Below are 20,588 nucleotides of genomic sequence, written 5' to 3'. Positions count from 1 at the left end.
CTCTCTCCCCATACTCCCCACACCCCTCCCACACCCCTATACCCTCACACCCCTACACCCAATCTTCATAGATAATCTCTCCTATACCCCTTCACCCTCCTCAAACCCTTGATTTTTCGTCTGACTGCGTAAGTCCTCAGTTATTATTTTCTAAAAATCATCCCGGAGAATCTTTGATCCCCCCCTTATCAGAGGCTACATACAGTCATAAACTGAAAGTGAGAGTTGAAAGGCAGTCGGGAGAAATTTTGTGAAAAAAGTTTTAGCAATCATTCTCGGTGGTGGCGCAGGCACCCGCCTTTACCCTTTAACCAAACTCCGGGCAAAACCAGCAGTTCCCGTAGCGGGGAAATATCGCTTAATTGATATCCCTGTGAGTAACTGTATTAATTCGGAAATTTTTAAAATCTACGTCCTGACACAATTCAACTCAGCTTCTCTGAACCGTCACATTGCTCGTACTTACAACTTTAGCGGATTCAGTGAAGGGTTTGTGGAAGTGTTGGCTGCACAACAAACTCCAGAAAACCCCAACTGGTTCCAAGGTACAGCCGATGCAGTGCGACAGTACTTGTGGATGTTGGAGGAATGGGATGTAGATGAATTTTTGATTCTCTCAGGTGATCACCTTTACCGGATGGATTATCGTCAATTCATCCAGCGTCATCGAGAAACCAATGCTGATATTACCCTCTCGGTAATTCCCATTGATAACCGTCGGGCTTCTGACTTTGGCTTGATGAAAATCAATGATGCTGGGAGAGTGGTTGACTTTAGCGAAAAGCCCAAAGGTGAGGCTTTAGCAAAAATGCAGGTTGATACCACCATTTTGGGATTAACCAAAGAACAGGCCGAAGACCAGCCATATATCGCCTCAATGGGGATTTATGTCTTTAAGAAAGATGTTTTGATCAAGTTGCTGCGGGAAAAACTCGAACGGACTGATTTTGGCAAAGAAATTATCCCTGATGCAGCCCAAGACTATAACATTCAAGCTTATTTATTTGATGATTACTGGGAAGATATCGGGACAATTGAAGCATTTTATAATGCCAATTTAGCCTTAACCCAGCAGCCTCAACCACCTTTTAGCTTCTACGATGAAGAAGCACCAATTTACACTCGTCCGCGTTATCTACCGCCCACCAAATTATTAGATTGCCATGTCACCGAATCAATTATTGGTGAAGGCTGTATTTTGAAAAACTGCCGTATTCAACATTCAGTTTTAGGAGTGCGATCGCGGATTGAATCGGGCTGTATCATCGAAGAATCTTTGCTCATGGGCGCAGACTTTTATCAAGCTTCTGTTGAGCGTCAATGCAGCATCGACAAAGGTGATCTCCCCGTAGGCATTGGTACAGATACCATCATTCGCCGGGCAATTATTGATAAAAATGCCCGCATTGGTCACGATGTTAAAATCATCAACAAAGATAACGTCCAAGAAGCTGACCGAGAAAGTCAAGGCTTCTACATCCGTAGTGGGATTGTAGTTGTCCTCAAAGGTGCAGTCATCACCGATGGGACGATTATTTAAGGAACGCAGGAGTTGAAAGGCAGGGGGCAGGAGGGTAATAAGCTACCGTGTACACACAAGTTATGGAATTACCCCACCCTAACCCTCCTTTCAAGGGCAGGTTTTTAAACCTTCGATAAATAGTTGAGAATATTCTCAATTATGAAACGTAGTTTTAACTGTTCAGACAATAATTTTGGTTTTAAAAGCCCAAAAATTTGTCTAATAAAAAAAGCCTGCCCTTGAAAGCCCTAACCCTCCCCTTGGAAAGCTACCGTGTACACACAAGTGGTAGCTGCAAGGGTTTTAGACGTTATAGACTCTTTAAATTGTCATTACGAGCGCAGTGATAACGGAGCGAAGTAATCGCATAATCCAGTAGTTTTGGCGATTGCTTCGTCGTTCCTCCTCGCAATGACAGGGTTTCAAAGCGATCGCCAAACCGAAAGCTAGAATGACGAAACCAAACGATAGGTAGGATTTCAAGACTTGTGTGTACACCGTAACCTTGGAAAGGGGAGGGGACTAGATTTGCTTATTTCCCTCCTTTCCAAGGGAATAAGGGGACTAGATTTGCTTATTTCCCTCCTTTCCAAGGGGATAAGGGAACTAGATTTGCTTATTTCCCCCCTTTATAAGGGGGGATTAAGGGGGGTAATTCGACTTGTGTGTACACCGTAGTGGTAATACAAAGAGGGATTCAAACCCGCCTCTTGCTATCTGAGTTGAAAGTGCTGAGTTTGAAACTTTGAATTATGAGTACGACAAACTATTACTTTTCACTGTTTTCTCACTCAGCACTCAGCACTCCACACTCAGCACTCAGCACTCCACACTCAGCACTCCTCTTACTCATCGGTCTGCCGGGTAGCGGCAAGTCAACTTTAGCAAAACAATTAATAGCTAAATGCCCCCAGATGCAACTGATTTCTACAGATGCCATCCGGGGGCAATTGTTTGGCGATGAAATTATTCAAGGGCCGTGGTTTTTGATTTGGCAAGAATTAGAACAGCAACTTCAAAAAACAGTTATGGCTAATCAATCAGCAATTTTTGATGCTACCAATGTTCAAAGAAGCCATCGCCGCGACTTGATTACCTTTAGCCGTGACATAGGTTTTACGCAAGTGGTGGGAATTTGGCTCACTACACCAGTATGGCTGTGTTTGGCTCGCAATAAAAGACGCGATCGCCAAGTTCCCGAAGAAGTCATCTTCCGAATGCACCGCCAACTCCGAGACGCTCCACCCAGCATCGAAGAAGGATTAGACGACTTGATTAAAATAGGGTGTGGGGTATAAGGGTGTGGGGAGTGTGGGGAGTGTGGGAAGAGAGGGGAGTGTGGGGAGTGTGGGGAGAGAGGGGGGAAAGATTTCTTCACCATCCTCCCACCCCTCCCACACCTCCCACACCTCCCACACCTCCCACACCTCCCACACTTCCCACACCTCCCACACTTCCCAAAGTACGGGAATTGCGCTGACGCAGTGAGCAAGAACCCCACTTGCAATTGTGTTTTGTTTGTTAATTTAAAATCAGAATCTAATTGCTCGGCATTATACCTAGCAAAATATAAATCTGACATCTTACAAAAAAACTTAAAGTAAATTTTTACAGGAGGCTGGTAGATGGCTGCAACCGACTTCAAAGATTATTATTCAGTTTTGGGAGTTAGTAAGACTGCCAGTCCAGAGGAAGTTAAACAAGCTTTTCGGAAATTAGCCCGAAAGTATCACCCTGATGTAAATCCTGGCAATAAGCAAGCAGAAGCCAATTTTAAAGAAGTCAATGAAGCCTATGAAGTCTTATCTGACCCAGATAAGCGTCAAAAATATGACCAATTTGGTCAATATTGGAAACAAGTCGGTCAAGGCTTCCCCGGTGGCGGTGCTGGCGTTGATATGGGTGGTTTCGACTTCAGCCAATACGGCAGTTTTGATGAGTTTATTAATGAGTTATTAGGCCGCTTTGGTGGTGCGGCGGGTTCTCGTGCGCCTGGTGGTAGACAAAGTTACTCTTACCGTACTAACACAGGTAGACCTGGTGCCGGTTTTGGCAACTTTAACGATTTTGGCTTTCAAGATGCTGGTGCAGGTACAGCCCAAGATACGGAAGCCATAATTAACCTGACTTTTTTGGAAGCCTTTGCTGGTGTGCAGAAGCGGTTTAATTTGGGTAGTGAAACACTTGATGTTCGCATTCCGGCTGGTGCTAAACCCGGTAGTCGTTTGCGGGTGCGGGGTAAAGGTCAATTTAACCCCATGACTCAACAACGGGGCGATTTATATTTAAAGGTGGAACTGCAACCTCATTCATTCTTCCAAATTGAAGGTGATAATTTGGTCTGTGAAGTGCCAATTACACCAGATGAAGCAACTTTAGGCGCTTCGATTGATGTACCTACCCCTGATGGAAATGTGAATGTGAAATTGCCTGCGGGGGTGCGTTCTGGTCAATCTCTGCGTTTACGGGGCAAAGGCTGGCCTTTACCCAAAGGTGGACGTGGTGATCAATTGGTGAAAGTTGCGATCGCACCACCAAAAGACCTCAGCCCCCAAGAACGCGAATATTATGAAAAAATTCGGGCTATACGTACATATAATCCCCGCAGTCATTTAAACCAAGTTAAGTTGTAATTATGAGTCGGGAGTAGGGAGTGGGGAGTCGGGAAATGGGGAGTCGGGATACTATTTCTGACAGCAACTTAATCAGGACTTACGCACAAAGATTGTCTATGAAGATTGGGTGCAAGGGTGTAAGGGTGTGTGGCGTGAGGGTTTTAGATACATACACCCCTATACCCTGTACGCCTACACCCTCGCCAAAATCCTTGGTTTTTCGTTTTTATGCGTAAGTCCTATTAGTATAAAAAGTTGGGGAACAGAGAATTCCTCATCACCTGTTATCTTTTACCTGCCCCCTAGTCTACCCGTTCTGAAAAATATCGCCCTTTAATTTCTTGATTGAAAAACTCACCAACAGAGTCAGCATCGTGTAAATCTTCCCACGTTTCTGGCTCTACTTCCGCATATTGATAAACTGCACCGTTTTGAAATTCTACTTGTAAGATGCGATCGCTGTCACTATATCCCACTGCGATCGCCATTGATGAATTGACTGGTAGCATCGCAATCGGTTCTTCTAGCACAGGTAAGGTGAGTGTTTCTGCCACAATCTCATTTAGGTGTTGCAACCCTTCATAAGCTTGCACTGGTGCAGGAATTTCTAAAAATTCTAGTTCATCACCTCTATCTAGTAATAATTGCAAGTATCCGTCAGAATGAGCAATCCCTACTAAACTGCTTAAGTCTATTTTCGATAGCTTCATTAACTTGGCGCTCCTGCTGGTATGGTTGTGGAGTGTAATTTACTTGTGCCTGTGCGATCGGCAACTTATATTAGTATTTTTGTACTATAAAATAACTTCGTCGTCAAGTTTCCATAGCAAGAACGAAATAATAGATAGGTCTAGCAAAACAATCATCATATATCTGTGACGTAATATTCAGTAGTCTTAACAAAGAAGCAGTTTCTGCAACACGGTTTATTAGATAGGGGCGGGACTATGGATTAATCACTCTCGCAAATCACAATGCTAGTTGATGCCCATCCACCCCTATTTTCAAATTTTGTTGGTGCTTATTGATTTAGTGCTGTAGTGTCAAACTTGTTTTGTTGAGGTAGCAAAGCGATCGCGCCACACCCCAGCAAAAGTTTCCCAGAAATGCCGATGATTTGTGATTCCTTCACCTACCACACCTTGGGCGATGTTCATGTATTCTGCACTGTCACTGAAATCAAAATGTTTCACCTGGATTCGTAGAGGCTTATTTACCAGCAACTACGCATATCCAAGGCGATATCCATTATTCCCACTGTTCAGGGAGTGTTTATCACACCACCCCCAACTATTGGCAATGACACGCAATCAGCAATACAGCACAGAATCATTTGCAGAACAAGAACACGACACATCATCGTCAGCTTGTCTTCAGTGTAAATTACACTCTTCATCTACCACGTACAGACCAATCTATTAACTACAAGGGTCAACGTCTTCTACCAAACCATGAAATGAGTATGCCAAATTAGTTGAAGTGGCATTCGACTAATTTTGCCAAGTTCCGAGCAGAACTTTTTCGGCAGAAGCTATTGGTCTGGAGATGATCAAAATTACAGTCCCTAGTGTAATTAAAAAAGTTTTCATCGATATACGCCGCATTTTTGGGGGCAAATATGTAGGTGCATATTGATAGCCTAGCCTATAATTATCCGTCCTATTTATATCCGTGAAACAATAGACGGATACCCTGAACAGAGTTTTTGGTACTAAATATAATCCAACCTAGCAAATCTAGGATGAAAGCTAAAAAGAGGGTTTTATGTATCAACTAGATAACCTACGAAATGCCAAGCCAATTAATACAGAACAAGTTGAACAAATTATTAAAGCGATTATTGCAGGTAAATACTCTTGGGCATGTGTTTTAATGCTGAGGTTTTCTGGTTATAACCCCATAGATTACATTCCCTACCGTACCTATATTCGTCTCCTCAAAAATAACTACCTACTCCACGGCGCAAAGCCAAAAGAAACTAACGCTTCTGAACAGAAAATAGGCGTTTTTGACATCAAATCAAATTGGGTACGCTCTTAAAACCGCAGCAATTATCTATATAGCCTTATATTCCCGAAAAAACTCCTACATTAGTCGGATATTTCTGGCTGATGTTTATGTTTTGCATTGCAATTTATAGCAGATTTGATTGCTATAAATGCCAAATAACTCGTTGGAAAAATTTCTCATCAGCCTCATTTATTGTGCTGATGTGAATACTTCATGTTTTTAATTCATTTCACTTCCCAATTTTTGACAACTTATGATTTATCCGATGACTACTGTGAATCCTCATCTCCAGCCTATGTTAAGAGAAATTGTGTGGCAGAAAAAGCAAGAAGTAGCACAGATTCAACAACACATGTCTTTAGCTTCTTTGCAACGTCAGTTAACAGCTGCACCCACCATCCGAGATTTTTTCACAGCCTTACAACAAAACCCTTATAAACCTAGTTTAATTGCAGAAATTCAAAAAGCATCTCCTGGTTATGGGATGATTCGCGCAGACTTTGATGCTATTGCGATCGCCAAAGCTTACGAACGTGCTGGTGCAGCTTGTATTTCTGTCTTTACCGAACGGACATTTTTTCAAGGTAGTTTTGAAAGTTTGCGGATGATTCGCCACAAAGTATCAGTACCACTGCTTTGTAAAGAGTTTATTATTGATCCCTGCCAAATTTATTTAGCACGCGCCGCAGGTGCAGATGCAGTTCTACTCATAGCCGCAATTCTCACAGATAGACAACTGCAAGATTTTCAACGCATTATTCATTATTTGGGGATGAGTGCCTTAATAGAAGTGCATACCTTAGCTGAACTGGATCGAGTCTTGCAGCTAGATGATGTCCGCTTAATTGGCATTAACAACCAAAGTTTAGCAGACTTTACCGTTGATATCGGCACAACTCAGAGATTACTAGCTGCTAGGCGATCGCAAATTCAAAACTTGGGTGCGATCGTCGTCAGTGAATCAGGACTTTACACCCACGCTGACTTATCCCTGATGGCGGCGGCTGGTACCAACGCCGTTTTAATCGGTGAATCTTTAATCAAAGAAACAGATATAGAACAAGCTGTCCGCCGTTTACTTAACAGCGATGCTTCAACATTTCAATAGTTAGTCTTCTTTCCTATTCCCCACTCATTAACTTTCAAATCGTTGGGTTTTGTATTGCTTAACCCAACGATTTGAAATAAATATTTACATCAATTAATTAAATAATGACTATTGATACACAATTAAGTTACTCTTAAGAAAAATTAACATATAATTTCCGCCGATGCTAAGACTATTTACCGACTTCGACGGCCCCATTGTTGATGTTTCTGAACGGTACTATCGTGTTTATCAATATTGTTTAGAAAAAACCCAACGTCCAGGACAAGCAGTAAGACAATTAAGTAAAGCTGAATTTTGGCAACAAAAGCGAGCGAGAATTCCTGAAAAACAAATTGCCTTAACTTCTGGACTGGATGAAGCACAAGCACAAGAATTTTCCCAACTGCGGCGGAAAACAGTACATACAGAACCTTATTTTGACTATGACACCTTAGTACCGGGTGCTGTAGAAGCATTAGCCAAAATTCAAGCAGCCGGAGTTGACTTAGCAGTTATGACTATGCGGCGAGTTTGGGAATTAGACTTTGCCTTTCAAAAATTTGATTTAGGTAAATTTTTCCCCGAAAATCGCCGTTATTGTCTGAGCAACGACTATGTTAAAACCCGTGATATTGAAGATAAGCCATTGTTAATGGCCAAAGCCTTAAAAGAACTGTCTTTCGTTAGCGATACCTGGATGGTGGGAGACACAGAAGCCGATATCACTGCCGCTAAAACCCATAACATTAAAGTTATGGCTGTAGAATCTGGTATCCGCGATCGCGCTCAACTAGAACTATACCGCCCAGATTTGATTGTTCCTAATTTAAGTTCAGCAGTAGCTCTGATTTTAGAAAAGAGTACTTTAACCCTCAGATAATCAATTAGGACTCACGCACAAAGATTGTCTGTGGAGACTGGGTGTGGGGTGTAAGAGTTTTAGATACATACACCCCTGAACCCCCACACCCTTCCCAAAACCCTTGATTGTTAAGTCCTATAAATATGGGTAGCAGATGATTGATTCTGCTACCCATAATCAATAGTAAATTTTTTATATTACCGCAGAAAGCTACTAATTAACCACAATAATATAAATGTGAACACCGTAGAAAATTGCTCAGGATTTAACCCCACCAAACCGATTTGTGGTAAACCGCTTGCAATCAATCCGCCAATAATCAAGCCTAATATCAGACCAATCAGCGTTAACAAAACGGCTCTACCAAACTTACCTTCTTTACGATTAAGAAAGTAAACACTAACACCTACCCCAACCACCAACGCCAACTGTAAAACTTGATCACCAGAGGCGGGATAGAAAATACCAATAGCACTCAAACCTAAATACCAAGCACCTGGTAACAGTACATCTGCCGTTGTTGGCTGATCTAATAGCCTCTGTAGCCATGCAGGCGACTGTTCACGAGGAGTTGAAACTTCTTTAGGAGGAAATTGGACTCGTAGTTCTGGGAAACGGATTCGCTCAGGTACTTTGATTTTGCCTTCCTGACGCATCCGTAACCGATCCATTAAAATCGCATCATAAGACGCTTCAATGAGTTCCAGAGCCTTAGCATCGCCACTGTGTTGCTCCAATAGGCGATTGCGAGCATCCTGAATCTCATCAAAGCTAGCTTCTTCGGACACCCCAAGTTTGTCGTAGGGATTTTGATCGCTCATGGGAGTTTACACTTCAGCCTTAGTCAGCAGAGGTATTTTGCTGTTTGGAAAACAACTTTAGGTTTTGCCTAGATTTAAACAAATGTTGCAAGCAACTTATATGCTCTACCAGGATAGTAGCACGGGTAAGTTAAACTGACCCAGGAAATTTAACTATAGCAACTTTAACATATTGCTAGAACTCCGTGTATCCCCTCATGTCGTTGACCAGTGGTGGCTTTACTCTAGAATTTGAACTAAGACTTCTTAAAACTTATTTTTTTATGAAAAAATTAACTTTTATGTTTCAAATTTGGCAATTTACCGTGCCTTGAGGCAATTTAGATGAACCAGCTTCACAATCACTAGTGGTATCCACAAGCATATCGATATTAAAATTGAAAAGCTTTAAATTACCACGTAATTGGGAGTAGGAAATTTTCCAAAGTTACACAACTGCTGTGGCTCATGTTGAGACTATTTAATGATTTGACATCAAATTGCCATTACAATGGCTGCATCTCAAGTACGGGAACACCAGCAAAGTTTGTGTAACAGTCCCAAAGTACGCAATTCTCCTGTTAATCTTACGAATTTTTGTGCAAAGTGATGGTCATGGCTCCTGCCAAGATTCTTGTAGTTGATGACGACCCTGCGGTTCGCAACTTAATCCAACGCTTTTTGATTAAGCAGAACTATCAGGTGGAGGCGGCTGAGGATGGTAAAACAGCCTTGGCGCTATTCGAGCAATTTAACCCTGACTTGGTAATTTTAGACGTAAACTTACCAGACGTAATCGGGTTCAACCTCTGCCAAGAGATGCAAAGTCGTAATGGTGTGTTTGTTCTCATGCTCACTAGCCGTGCGGATGAAGCTGACAAGATTCGCGGCTTTGCTAAAGGTGCTGATGACTATCTCACCAAGCCATTTGGTCTAGGAGAGTTAGAAGTCAGAGTCGCCGCGATTTTACGGCGACAACGGGTTGTGACAACAGCAGAACAAAAACGCCTAGTTTTTGAAAAACTGATGATTGATCCCGTTCGGCGGGAAGTGACATTAAACAGCCTACCAGTACCTCTAACAGCATTAGAATTTGACTTACTGCATTTTTTAGCCAGTCATCCTGGACGAGTTTGGCGACGCGCCGAACTCATTCAAGAGGTTTGGGACTATGAATATGTTGGCGACCAACGGGTTGTCGATGTACACATCGGTCAAATTCGGAAGAAAATTGAAGCTGATGCCAGTCAACCAGCATTAATTCAAACTGTACGCGGCGTAGGTTATAAGTTTGAATGTCCTACTCATTCACCGCAATTGGAAACTAACCCTTGAATTAATTATTTCATACTTAACACTAAGTCAGGGCGAACATTTGTTCGCCCTGACTATTATGTATTCTTTTTTGCCTCAATCCTGATTGATCTAGCGATCGCCAAGACAGTTAACATCTCAGGAATGTCACCTATCACCCGTTACCTGTCACCTGTCCCCTACTACATAACTAGCAGTTGTGGAATAAAGTTTCTAAATAAACACGAGCCGCACGGCGATCGCTATCCCCATTTTGGAGTAAAAACAGTGACAAAGCTGCTGTTAACACACGGGTTTGATCCCAATCAGGGTGAGTTTCTAAATAAGTTTTGAGCGATTCATGGAGTGTTTCGGGAATTTCCGTAAAAATGCTCACCTTTGTGTTCATGAGATTTTCCTTCTCTGAGGTCGATCAAGCGAATTTACTGCCACTCTTGAAGCAAAAAATCAAAATTGTCGCTTCTGTTGCCTCCAAACATCTCAGGAATTTTTTATTTTCCCAGATAAATTCGGGTAGAAATAAAGTGCCAGTCGCATCATTGTGCTTCAAGAGGGGGTGGTTTTGTCAATGCTGCGAAATGTTAACAAAAGTGCTTAAGAAAAGAAAAACTCACGGAATAATCAGGGTTAAACCAGAGTTTTTGTTACATAAATTCACAAAAACTCAGTCACTGAAACCAGCTACAGCTATCACCCCAAAATCCCCAGTAACCCAGCAAGTGCTGATCATCTCGTAGTGTGTCTGTGGAAAACTACTAAAAACCCTGTGGAAACCCTGTGGAATCAGTGAGGAAAAGTTCAGCAAATGATAAGAATTACAAAAAGTTTGAAGGCAGGAGTCAGGAGTCAGGAAAATTACTTACATCCTCTATTTTCCACTCCCTAGCCCCTAGTAGTCTGCCAAGGAAACTTTGCGTTGTGGTCAGCAGAGGGGCAGAGAGGCAGAGGGGCAGGGGGGAAAGACTTACTGCAAGTTTCTCCCCTGCTCCCCTGCTCCCTTGCTCCCTTGCTTACCTCCACGTAGCAATTTTGGGTTGGTACACTACTAGTCCCTATTCCCTTAACGTCTCCGTTCTTGCAGTTTCCGATATACAGCCTTTAAATCAACTTGATGATGAGCCAAAGCAACCAAGGTGTGATAGAGCAAATCCGCAACCTCACCTGCAATGGCTTCGGGCTCATCATCCTTAAAAGCCATCACCACCTCAGCCGATTCTTCACCAATCTTTTTCAAAATCTTGTTATCACCGCCTGCGAATAACTTGCAGGTATAAGAACTTTCTGTGGGGTGGTCGCGGCGATCGCAAATCACCTGAAACACCTGAGATAATGTATCGGCTGGTGGTAGTTGAATTTTGCCATCTACTTGATGAAAACAACTGCGCTCACCTGTATGACAAGCAATATCTCCGATTTGCTCCACCCCAATTAACAAAGCATCACTATCACAGTCATAGCGAATGCTCTGTACTTTTTGAATATGTCCCGAAGTCCCGCCCTTATGCCATAACTCTTGACGCGAACGACTCCAAAACCAAGTTTCTCCAGTGTCCAAAGTCTTTTGTAACGATTCCCGATTCATCCAAGCCATCATCAAGACTGTGCCATCCAAATAGTCCTGCACAATGGCCGCTACCAAACCCCGTTCGTCGTAGCGAATCTCTTCAACGGGAATAGCGTGACGGAATGAATTTGGTTCGGTAGAAAACATACCAGCTTACTTGCTCTAACAACAATGATTCATGGATTCACGATACCATTCTCAATATGACAGCTGGAATGTTTTCTCAAAATGAAAATTTAATTATCTAGCCTGAAACAACAACATTTCTGTCCATTGCAGACTGCATCCTCACAGCACTTAGCGCCACTTGGTGAGCTTTCGATGCTTCACCATACCAATGGAGAGCCGAGTTAAACGCTGCACGGTAAAGTTCCTGGTATGCCTCAGATAACCGAGTTCGGATTTCTAAAGGCAAGTCTTCATTGGACTTATACAACATAGTTGTTATTTTCCTGGTTCAGCTATTTCTATAGGATAGAAATTACGCACAGTATTTAACCCTATCCTAAGATAGAGCTTTTTTCTTTCTCACTTTTAGGAGAGAACCTTGGTAAACACCACAATTAAAACCACAAAATCACAAGAAATTTTCGCCGCCGCCCAAAACCTCATGCCGGGAGGAGTGAGTTCTCCTGTCAGAGCATTTAAATCTGTCGGTGGTCAACCCATAGTTTTTGACCATGTTAAAGGCGCATACATCTGGGATGTTGATGGCAACCAATACATCGACTATGTAGGCACTTGGGGGCCTGCTATTTGCGGACACACTCATCCAGAAGTGATCGCAGCACTTCATGAAGCTTTAGAAAAAGGTACAAGTTTTGGTGCGCCATCAGTTCTGGAAAACGTACTCGCAGAAATGGTGATTGATGCTGTTCCAAGCATCGAAATGGTCAGATTTGTCAACTCTGGCACAGAAGCTTGTATGGCAGTTTTGCGGCTGATGCGGGCTTTTACCAATCGTGAGAAAATCATCAAATTTGAAGGCTGTTACCACGGACATGCTGATATGTTCTTGGTTAAAGCTGGTTCTGGTGTAGCCACCCTTGGTTTACCCGACTCCCCAGGAGTACCAAAATCAGCAACTAGCAGCACCCTAACAGCTCCTTTCAATGACCTGGAAGCCGTCAAAGCCTTGTTTGAAGAAAACCGCGACCAGATTGCTGGTGTCATTCTAGAGCCAGTGGTTGGGAATGCTGGGTTTATTCCTCCTGATGCTGGGTTTTTAGAAGGTCTACGGGAACTCACCCATGAGCATGGAGCTTTATTAGTATTTGATGAAGTCATGACGGGTTTCCGGATCGCTTATGGTGGCGCTCAAGAGAAATTTGGCATTACTCCCGATTTGACAACACTAGGTAAAGTTATCGGTGGTGGTTTACCAGTCGGAGCTTATGGAGGACGGCGGGATATTATGTCCATGATCGCTCCTGCTGGCCCTGTGTATCAGGCTGGTACTCTTTCCGGGAACCCATTGGCGATGACAGCTGGGATTAAAACCCTGGAATTGCTACAAAAACCTGGTACTTATGAGTATCTTGACCAAATTACGCAAAAATTAGCCGCCGGTTTACTGCAAATTGCTCAAGAAACTGGTCACGCTGCTTGTGGTGGTCAGATTAGCGCCATGTTTGGCTTATTCTTTACTTCTGGGCCTGTTCATAACTATGAAGATGCCAAAAAGTCAGATACTGCCAAATTTGGGCGTTTTCATCGCGGAATGTTAGAACGTGGTGTTTATTTAGCACCTTCTCAGTTTGAGGCTGGCTTTACCTCTTTGGCACATACTGAGGAAGATATTGAGCAGACTCTTGCTGTGGCACGGGAAGTATTGTCTAGTTTGTAAGTGCTGAGTGCTGAGTGCTGAGTAAATAGTTTGCAAAGCAAAAAACATAAGCGCCTACGGCGCTTTCTCAACTCAGCACTCTGCACTTTCCACTCAGCACTACTTAAGTGACTGTAAAAATACGTAGAATTTTGATTTGAAAACTAGTTATTACACAAATAGCTTGATAACTACTGACGATCGCGCGGTCAATCAGCTATCTTGTTGTGATGATCGCTTAGATCAAGCAGTCAAACTTTAGGAACTCTTCAAAGGATTTCCAGCATAAATTACCTGCTCAGAGTCAGTTTTGGTCTCAATAATTGAATTAGAGTGTAATGCTCCCAGCCATTTTCGCGCAGCGAGTTGACAGTGCATGAGCTACTGCTTAAATCCAACCTGTCCCAATCCAGAAAATGTGGTATATAGCCAAAGGTGTCAGTCTTGCGGCTCGCGCCTACTGCTGCGCGATCGCTATCGGGTGAGCAAACCGTTAGGTCAAGGAGGCTTTGGCGCAACCTTTCTGGCTCAAGATGAAGCTTTACCAGGAGAACCTAGTTGCGTCATCAAGCAACTACGACCATCAGGAAACGCACCCCATGTTTTGCAAATGGCGCGAGAACTCTTTGAGCGTGAAGCCAGAACATTAGGTAAAATTGGTAACCATCCTCAAGTCCCCAGATTACTGGACTATTTTGAAGAACAGGAACAATTCTATTTAGTTCAGGAATACATTAGCGGTGCTACCTTGCAACAGGAAGTCAAAGCTAATGGTGTATTGACTGAAGTTGGTGTGAAACAGTTTTTGAGTGAGATGTTACCTGTACTGCAATACATCCACGAGCAGAAGGTAATTCACCGTGATATCAAACCAGCCAACTTAATTCGTCGCACCCAAGATGCCAGAATGGTGCTAATTGACTTTGGTGCGGTGAAAAACCACGTCACTCAAGCTGCGCCGAGTCAATCAGGGCATACTGCCTTAACCGCCTACGCAATTGGTACCCCTGGCTTTGCACCTCCAGAACAAATGGCGATGCGTCCGGTTTACGCAAGTGATATCTATGCCCTCGGAGTAACTTGTATTTATTTGCTCACCAGCAAAACTCCTAAAGATTTAGATTACAATCCCACCACAGGGGAAATGATGTGGGAACATTTGGTGCATGTGAGTGATCACTTGACAGGTGTGTTGCGAAAAATGTTAGATGTTTCTGTCCGCAATCGCTACCAGTCAGCAGCAGAAGTTCTCCGAGCATTAGAAATGGAGCCTTACTTGGATAGTTTGGCTAAGAGCTTGCTAGTAAAATCTGAAAATAATTCTAAAGAAAAAACACCGCAGCGTGGAGAGAACTCGGCAATTTTATGCAGCAATCCTTCCGCAGTTGGGGGTAATGCGACAGGAGTAGCACAGGTAGCCGCCGCAATTCGCGCCCGCAGAGCAAAAATTGCCGAGGCTGCTGCTTCTGATCAAGGTGGAATGCGTGCAGCCTCTGTAGGTAAACCCGGAATGTTACCTAACAGTCATAGTAATAGTGCAAGTAATCAACAATCTAAAGCTGGACGCAGATTAGATAGCCAAACTTTATTAACAGCCTATCTCAAGGGAAGACGAGATTTTGCCTTACACAATTTAAACTTTCTCAATCTCCAAGGTAGTGAATTGTCAGAAACCAATTTTCATTCGGCTCAACTGCAAAGCACTAATCTTCAAGGCGCAAATCTTCACAACAGTGATTTTGGTAGGGCTAGTCTCACCCGCGCCAATCTCAGAGATGCAAATTTAAGCAAAGCTTATTTTAACCATGCTGATTTAGAAGGAGCAGATTTACGGGGTGCTGATCTCAGCTACGCCCATCTGAGTAATGCTAATCTCCGAGGCGCTAATTTATGTGGTGCTAATCTGACTGGTGCCAAAATTTTAGATGAACAACTGGCTCTAGCCAAAACTAATTGGATGACAGTACGCCCGAATGGTAAACGTGGTTTATTGTAAGTCCAGATAAACAGGAAATAGGAAAATCTTCATAAATAAATTTGAATAATTCAAATTAAGAATTAAGTATTGATACTCAATACTTAATTTTTGTTTTTGGGTGAATTACGAAATTAATCCTTTAGCTTTAATCTTTCTAATATTACTTAAGAAATACTTAAATTATTCTTAATAATTAGTATCTGTTAAAATAAGACTACAGTAATTTACAATATAAAACGAAATAAAACAATTTTTTTAAAAAACTAAAGTTGCATGATACTTATACTAAGTACCAAAATACAAGTAGGAATTCTTAGTCAAAATCATCCAACTCCATTGTCTGAAAGCAAAAACTCAAAAAGCCACTGTTCCTGATTTTAGGCTGAGAAAAAAGTCCATGACCGACATCAGCAAATCAAATCTATTCATACTAAAAGCTTCAGCTAAAATCGCTGACTTTCAAAGTAAAGAGATAGAAAGAAGACTAAGTTTATATCAAGTATTTGTCAAGTTGTACGAACACCATAGTGGACTTCTAGATGACATTCTTCAGATGGAAGGCCGTTCATTGCCTGGTGTGACAGGGTTAAATACAAGCTATGTGCAGGGTGTGGTAGATGATGAGAAGGTTTACTTGGTAACTAATTTGGCTGAAAATCAAACCCAGACTTTACTACAACCGCAGCGAATTTGGACAATTGGACGCGATCGCCACTGTGGTATCTGTATTAATGATAAATACCTATCTCGTCGTCATGCTGCCATCCAATATGACGAAGACGGGTTTTACCTAGTCGATTTTAAAAGTACGAATGGTTCCTTTGTGAATGGCGAACGTGTTTATGAAACAATGAAACTCAAAGAAGGCGATCGCATCCGTATCGGTAGTCTGAGTTTTTATTTTTTCTATAATCAGACTTCTCGCATTTTACCGACGGTAGCTGTTGAGTTACTGATGCAGCTTTCATCTCGCAAAAACTGCAACTTAGATGATACCTTAAGTCATGTTGCGCCCGGAAAATACCTACCTGAAATTACTGATAAAGCTGTTCCATTTACCAAAAACCTTGGTTTAGACTATCAACATAGCCATGATGGTTTTAGTACAGAACAGAAATCAGACATCTTAGATAGATTTTTCAGCCGAGTTACGCCTTCTTAGCTATGAACGGAGTTTAAGATTTTCCAATTTGATTTTTGCAATAGCATTCCTAAATCATTCGTGAACCAAAAGATCCCCGACTTCTTGAAGAAGTCGGGGATCTGATCCTCTCGATTTTCACAACTCATTTAGGATTGCTAAATTAGTGGCGTATTTCTGTTCGCCACTAATTGATTCACTGTTCAATAGTAAATACTATTCTTCCTCTTCGTATTCTTCTTCCTCATCTTCACTGGCTTTAGCTACAGAATTAGCAGAAACAACCGCGCCCATATCAAGTTTTTGGCGCACCTGTTGTTTAATTTGTTCGGCGAATTCTGGTTTTTCTTCTAAATATTTAATCGCGTTATCTCTACCTTGCGAAATGTTGTCGCCGTTGTAACTATACCAAGCACCTTTACGAGTTAAAACACCTGTTTCTTCGGCTATATCGACCAAACAACCTAAAATTGACACTCCCTTACCAAAAATAATGTCAAATTCTGCCACTCTAAAAGGTGGTGCAACTTTGTTTTTAGCAACTTTTACCTTAACGCGGTTCCCAAATTCATCAGTTCCTTTTTTCAAGGTTTGAATGCGACGAATATCTAAACGCACAGAAGCATAAAACTTCAACGCATTACCACCAGTTGTAGTTTCTGGGCTACCGTAGGTGACACCAATCTTTTGCCGTAATTGGTTGATGAAAATTACTGTACAACCAGATTTACCAATATTACCCGTGATTTTACGGAGGGCTTGGCTCATCAAACGTGCTTGTAAACCAACGTGTGCGTCTCCCATATCGCCTTCGATTTCAGCGCGGGGAACTAGTGCTGCTACTGAGTCAATAACTACAATGTCAACGGCAGATGAGCGCACCAGTTGATCAACAATTTCTAAAGCTGCTTCTCCAGTATCAGGTTGAGAAACCAGTAAATTCTCGATATCTACACCTAAAGCCGCCGCATAAGTAGGGTCTAAGGCGTGTTCCGCATCCACAAAGGCCGCAATTCCACCTTGTTTCTGCACTTCGGCGAGGGCATGTAGGGCGACTGTGGTTTTACCAGAACTTTCTGGGCCATAAATCTCAATTACCCGCCCTTTGGGTAAACCACCACCCAGGGCTAAATCTAAGGTGAGTGCGCCTGTGGAAATTGTCTCCACCCGCATCCGGGTTGCATCGCCCAGGCGCATAATAGCACCTTTACCGAAGCTGCGCTCAATCTGGTTGAGTACCATATTCAGGGCTTTTTGCTTACCGGAATTGTCAGTGTTGATAGCCATTACTGCCTCTATCTATATATATGGATTTATGGAGTGTTAGGTTTGGAGTTGAAGTAGAACAGATATACTATTTTAGCCAGAAAATGCGGAAATCGGATTTCTCTAAGAAACAAACGTCACAACTTTGATGAGTCTTTACCCCCCTCAACTATTATGGCTTTCGCCAGGTCTAGTGGTAAGTTATTCCCACCTCAGCAAAATTTTATCTGAGTGTTCAAGACTACCAATCTGAAAAATACACGGTTTTGTTAGGATTTGGATAGAAGTTTTGCTAGTTTATGAAGAAGAATTCAGAAATCAGGAGTCAGAATTCAGTATGAATTCTGTATGACACTTCAGCAAGCTCAGTGCATCGCTGGGTGATGAATATTGGTGGAAAACCTCGTCCCAACTGGGCGAAATCAAAATAAAAATTTCTTCTTAATTTAAACTCCATCCCTTTATGGTAGGAGTATTCACCAATTCTGAATTCTGTCTTCTGAGTCCTTTTTATTCGGCCCCCTTAATTGATGACTTCTGATTTTACTGACTCTGTAACTTTCAATACAGCACTTTCGGTAGCTGGGTTAACTGATTATATCCGGTTGCTGTTAGAGCAAGATGAGCAACTGCGACAAGTTTGGATCACAGGGGAGGTTTCCAGCGCCAATCATCATCGCAGTGGTTTATTTTTTACACTGCAAGACCCGGATGGGACAGCAGCGATTAAGTGCGTGGCGTGGAATAGTCAAGTAGCAAAACTTGTGCAGATTCCTGCGGTTGGTGAACAGATAATTATTTTGGGGAGTATACGCTTGTATCCCCAAAGAGGAGAGTATCAGTTAACGGTTTGGCAAGCTTTACCTGCGGGTGTGGGTTTACAAGCATTACGCTATCAACAATTACGTAATCGCTTGTTAGCGGAAGGGTTATTCGACCCCGAAAAAAAGCGGCCGCTACCACCCCATCCCCAAATGATCGCAGTTGTGACTTCACCCACGGCGGCGGCTTGGGGTGATATTCAAAAAACCCTTAAACATCGATATCCTGGCTTACAAGTATTATTTTCGCCAGCCACGGTACAAGGCGAACAAGCACCAGAATCAATAGTGAAAGCGATCGCCAGAGTTGAAAAAGATGGTCGGGCTGAGGTGCTAATTTTATCACGGGGTGGTGGGGCAGTTGAGGAATTAGCTTGCTTTAATGATGAGCGAGTCGTCAGGGCTGTGGCAGAATGTTCTATCCCGGTAATTACGGGGATTGGTCATCAACGAGATGAATCTTTAGTCGATTTAGCGGCTGATGTCTGCGTACATACACCGACCGCCGCCGCCGAATTAGTTGTACCATCACTATCAGAATTGTCTGCTCAACATCAGCAGCGAATTGATGCTTTGTATGATGCTGTGTATGAGGTGAGGACATCAGCCGTCAATCAACTGCAAATCTTACGTAATCGCTTGCAACGTGTAGGCTTAGATAGACAAGTCAAACAAGAAATGCAAAAGTTAGGCTGGAAACGTCAGCAACTTTTACAAGTTACTAGCCAGCGATCGCGACAAGCCACACAGCATTTAGAATTGTTGCGCCAGAAGTTAGCTACCCTTGACCCAAAGGCGGTGTTACAGCGAGGTTACGCCGTGGTACGCCAAGAAAATGGAGCGATCGCGCGTCATGCAAGTGAGTTAACTGTTGGTCAAGAATTGTTGGTTCAGTTGGGGCAGGGAGAAGTTAAAGTAAAAGTTACGGAAGTGACGACAAAAACCCTAAAAGATTAATGGTTAAACGTAAAAGTTCCTCGGATGCGGAAGCGATCGCAAATGTGAATTACGAGGCGAAGGTATCAGAAATTGAAAAAATTATTGCCCGCATTGAAGCGGGTGAATTGGAGTTGGAAGCCGTGTTTGAGCAGTTTGCCACTGCTGTTGAGTATTTACGTCAGTGTGAAAGCTTTTTGCAACAAAGACAAAAGCAAGTAGATTTATTGATTGAAACTTTAAATGATGATTGAAGAATTCCGAAGTCAGACTCACCACGGATTATAGACCGCTAAATCGAAATATCGACTCTCATTGGTACGATTTATTCATTTTCAATGATGGGGCAAATAGTAGAATGAGAATGATCAGGTTTGATTTCCCAACCAGAAAGTAAGCCTGATAATTCTTGTCGCAAAATCATTAATTGTTGAATTTGTTCATCAATAGCTTTTACCTTGTCTTCTAATTTCGCTTTGATATGTTCACAAGGTAATTTACCACTATCATGAACATTTAAAAACTCTTTAATTTCTGACAAACTTAAGCCTAAACTTTGAGCGCGTTTGATAAAGTGCAGTCGCGCTAAAACATCAGAGTTAAATAATCTAAATCCGCCTTCGGTTCTACCTGATGATTGAAGTAGTCCGAGTTCTTCGTAGTAGCGAATGGTTTTAATTGGTACGCCGCTTTCTTTGGCAACTACACCAATTTGTTTTGTTGCTGTTGGGGTGAACATAATTCGTAAACTTTTAGTCAGACATGATTACTGATCTTATCTTAAACTCTCCATTCTACTGGAGAGTCTCAAGAAAATATTGTTCCGGGCATCAACTAATTTACA

20 protein-coding genes are annotated in these 20,588 nt (G+C 42.4%); 12 read left to right on the top strand and 8 right to left on the bottom strand.

The features are described 5' to 3' along the window. The first annotated feature begins 250 nt into the window (after positions 1-250). From H6G79_RS13275 to H6G79_RS13265, 3 genes are all read left to right on the top strand, one after another. On the top strand, positions 251-1,540 hold the full coding sequence (locus H6G79_RS13275; RefSeq protein ID WP_190589374.1) for a glucose-1-phosphate adenylyltransferase: 1,290 nt from the start codon (positions 251-253) through the stop codon (positions 1,538-1,540). Positions 1,541-2,274: 734 nt separating this feature from the next. Then, positions 2,275-2,820: an AAA family ATPase gene (locus tag H6G79_RS13270; RefSeq protein WP_190589373.1), complete on the top strand. Its 546-nt coding sequence runs from the start codon at positions 2,275-2,277 to the stop codon at positions 2,818-2,820. 327 nt (positions 2,821-3,147) lie between these two features. Beyond that, positions 3,148-4,155 (top strand): DnaJ C-terminal domain-containing protein, encoded by a 1,008-nt coding sequence (locus tag H6G79_RS13265; RefSeq protein WP_190589372.1) that lies wholly within the window; start codon positions 3,148-3,150, stop codon positions 4,153-4,155. A gap of 284 nt (positions 4,156-4,439) precedes the next feature. Here H6G79_RS13265 and H6G79_RS13260 read toward each other — a convergent pair whose 3' ends face one another. Both H6G79_RS13260 and H6G79_RS13255 read right to left on the bottom strand, forming a co-directional pair. Further along, on the bottom strand, positions 4,440-4,847 hold the full coding sequence (locus H6G79_RS13260; RefSeq protein ID WP_190589371.1) for a KTSC domain-containing protein: 408 nt from the start codon (positions 4,845-4,847) through the stop codon (positions 4,440-4,442). Positions 4,848-5,180: 333 nt separating this feature from the next. After that, on the bottom strand, positions 5,181-5,330 hold the full coding sequence (locus H6G79_RS13255) for a hypothetical protein (RefSeq protein ID WP_190589370.1): 150 nt from the start codon (positions 5,328-5,330) through the stop codon (positions 5,181-5,183). A gap of 571 nt (positions 5,331-5,901) precedes the next feature. Here H6G79_RS13255 and H6G79_RS13250 point away from each other — a divergent pair. The 3 genes from H6G79_RS13250 to H6G79_RS13240 all read left to right on the top strand — a co-directional run bounded on the left by H6G79_RS13250 (position 5,902) and on the right by H6G79_RS13240 (position 8,117). Further along, entirely contained in the window at positions 5,902-6,177 is a 276-nt protein-coding gene (locus H6G79_RS13250) for a HetP family heterocyst commitment protein (protein WP_190589369.1), read from the top strand. A gap of 223 nt (positions 6,178-6,400) precedes the next feature. Then, positions 6,401-7,255, top strand: coding sequence for an indole-3-glycerol phosphate synthase TrpC (gene trpC / locus H6G79_RS13245; RefSeq protein WP_190589368.1), 855 nt, complete (start codon positions 6,401-6,403; stop codon positions 7,253-7,255). Between the two features lie 163 nt (positions 7,256-7,418). After that, positions 7,419-8,117 (top strand): HAD family hydrolase, encoded by a 699-nt coding sequence (locus tag H6G79_RS13240; protein ID WP_190589367.1) that lies wholly within the window; start codon positions 7,419-7,421, stop codon positions 8,115-8,117. Between the two features lie 179 nt (positions 8,118-8,296). On the opposite strand, the gene H6G79_RS13235 is transcribed toward H6G79_RS13240, so the two are convergent. Continuing rightward, a complete protein-coding gene (locus tag H6G79_RS13235; RefSeq protein ID WP_190589366.1) occupies positions 8,297-8,920 on the bottom strand; it encodes a CPP1-like family protein in 624 nt (207 codons plus the stop codon). A 594-nt stretch (positions 8,921-9,514) separates the two neighbouring features. On the opposite strand from H6G79_RS13235, the gene H6G79_RS13230 reads away from it, so the two are divergent. After that, positions 9,515-10,234 (top strand): response regulator transcription factor, encoded by a 720-nt coding sequence (locus H6G79_RS13230; protein ID WP_190589365.1) that lies wholly within the window; start codon positions 9,515-9,517, stop codon positions 10,232-10,234. A gap of 169 nt (positions 10,235-10,403) precedes the next feature. On the opposite strand, the gene H6G79_RS13225 is transcribed toward H6G79_RS13230, so the two are convergent. From H6G79_RS13225 to H6G79_RS13215, 3 genes are all read right to left on the bottom strand, one after another. After that, positions 10,404-10,601 (bottom strand): DUF2811 domain-containing protein, encoded by a 198-nt coding sequence (locus H6G79_RS13225; RefSeq protein WP_062297234.1) that lies wholly within the window; start codon positions 10,599-10,601, stop codon positions 10,404-10,406. A 672-nt stretch (positions 10,602-11,273) separates the two neighbouring features. Further along, the gene (gene hisIE / locus H6G79_RS13220; RefSeq protein ID WP_190589364.1) at positions 11,274-11,924 is read right to left on the bottom strand and encodes a bifunctional phosphoribosyl-AMP cyclohydrolase/phosphoribosyl-ATP diphosphatase HisIE; all 651 of its coding nucleotides are present in this window, start codon (positions 11,922-11,924) and stop codon (positions 11,274-11,276) included. Between the two features lie 97 nt (positions 11,925-12,021). After that, positions 12,022-12,216 carry a ChaB family protein gene (locus H6G79_RS13215; protein ID WP_062297230.1) on the bottom strand — a complete coding sequence of 65 codons (195 nt, stop codon included), beginning with the start codon at positions 12,214-12,216 and terminating at the stop codon, positions 12,022-12,024. A gap of 108 nt (positions 12,217-12,324) precedes the next feature. Between H6G79_RS13215 and hemL the strand changes: the two genes are divergently transcribed. The 3 genes from hemL (at position 12,325) to H6G79_RS13200 (ending at position 16,742) form a co-directional block, all read left to right on the top strand. Next, a complete protein-coding gene (gene hemL, locus H6G79_RS13210; RefSeq protein ID WP_190589363.1) occupies positions 12,325-13,623 on the top strand; it encodes a glutamate-1-semialdehyde 2,1-aminomutase in 1,299 nt (432 codons plus the stop codon). Between the two features lie 355 nt (positions 13,624-13,978). Further along, on the top strand, positions 13,979-15,598 hold the full coding sequence (locus tag H6G79_RS13205; RefSeq protein WP_190589362.1) for a serine/threonine-protein kinase: 1,620 nt from the start codon (positions 13,979-13,981) through the stop codon (positions 15,596-15,598). A gap of 379 nt (positions 15,599-15,977) precedes the next feature. Beyond that, positions 15,978-16,742, top strand: a complete 765-nt coding sequence (locus H6G79_RS13200) for an FHA domain-containing protein (protein ID WP_190589361.1) — start codon at positions 15,978-15,980, stop codon at positions 16,740-16,742. 195 nt (positions 16,743-16,937) lie between these two features. Here H6G79_RS13200 and recA read toward each other — a convergent pair whose 3' ends face one another. Then, the gene (gene recA / locus H6G79_RS13195; protein WP_190589360.1) at positions 16,938-18,008 is read right to left on the bottom strand and encodes a recombinase RecA; all 1,071 of its coding nucleotides are present in this window, start codon (positions 18,006-18,008) and stop codon (positions 16,938-16,940) included. Between the two features lie 509 nt (positions 18,009-18,517). Here recA and xseA point away from each other — a divergent pair. Further along, positions 18,518-19,765 (top strand): exodeoxyribonuclease VII large subunit, encoded by a 1,248-nt coding sequence (gene xseA / locus H6G79_RS13190; RefSeq protein WP_190589359.1) that lies wholly within the window; start codon positions 18,518-18,520, stop codon positions 19,763-19,765. Next, complete coding sequence (xseB, locus tag H6G79_RS13185; RefSeq protein ID WP_190589358.1) at positions 19,765-19,998, top strand: exodeoxyribonuclease VII small subunit; 234 nt, start codon at positions 19,765-19,767, stop codon at positions 19,996-19,998. Before xseA ends, xseB begins: the two co-directional genes overlap by 1 nt. 71 nt (positions 19,999-20,069) lie before the next feature. Here the strand turns inward: xseB and H6G79_RS13180 are convergent, their stop codons facing one another. Next, positions 20,070-20,483, bottom strand: a complete 414-nt coding sequence (locus tag H6G79_RS13180; protein WP_190589357.1) for a heavy metal-responsive transcriptional regulator — start codon at positions 20,481-20,483, stop codon at positions 20,070-20,072. Between the last annotated feature and the right edge of the window lie 105 nt (positions 20,484-20,588).

Origin of the sequence: Anabaena sp. FACHB-83 (assembly GCF_014697485.1) — a bacterium.
Classification (GTDB): domain Bacteria; phylum Cyanobacteriota; class Cyanobacteriia; order Cyanobacteriales; family Nostocaceae; genus Nostoc_B.
This window is presented reverse-complemented; position numbering and strand designations above follow the sequence as displayed.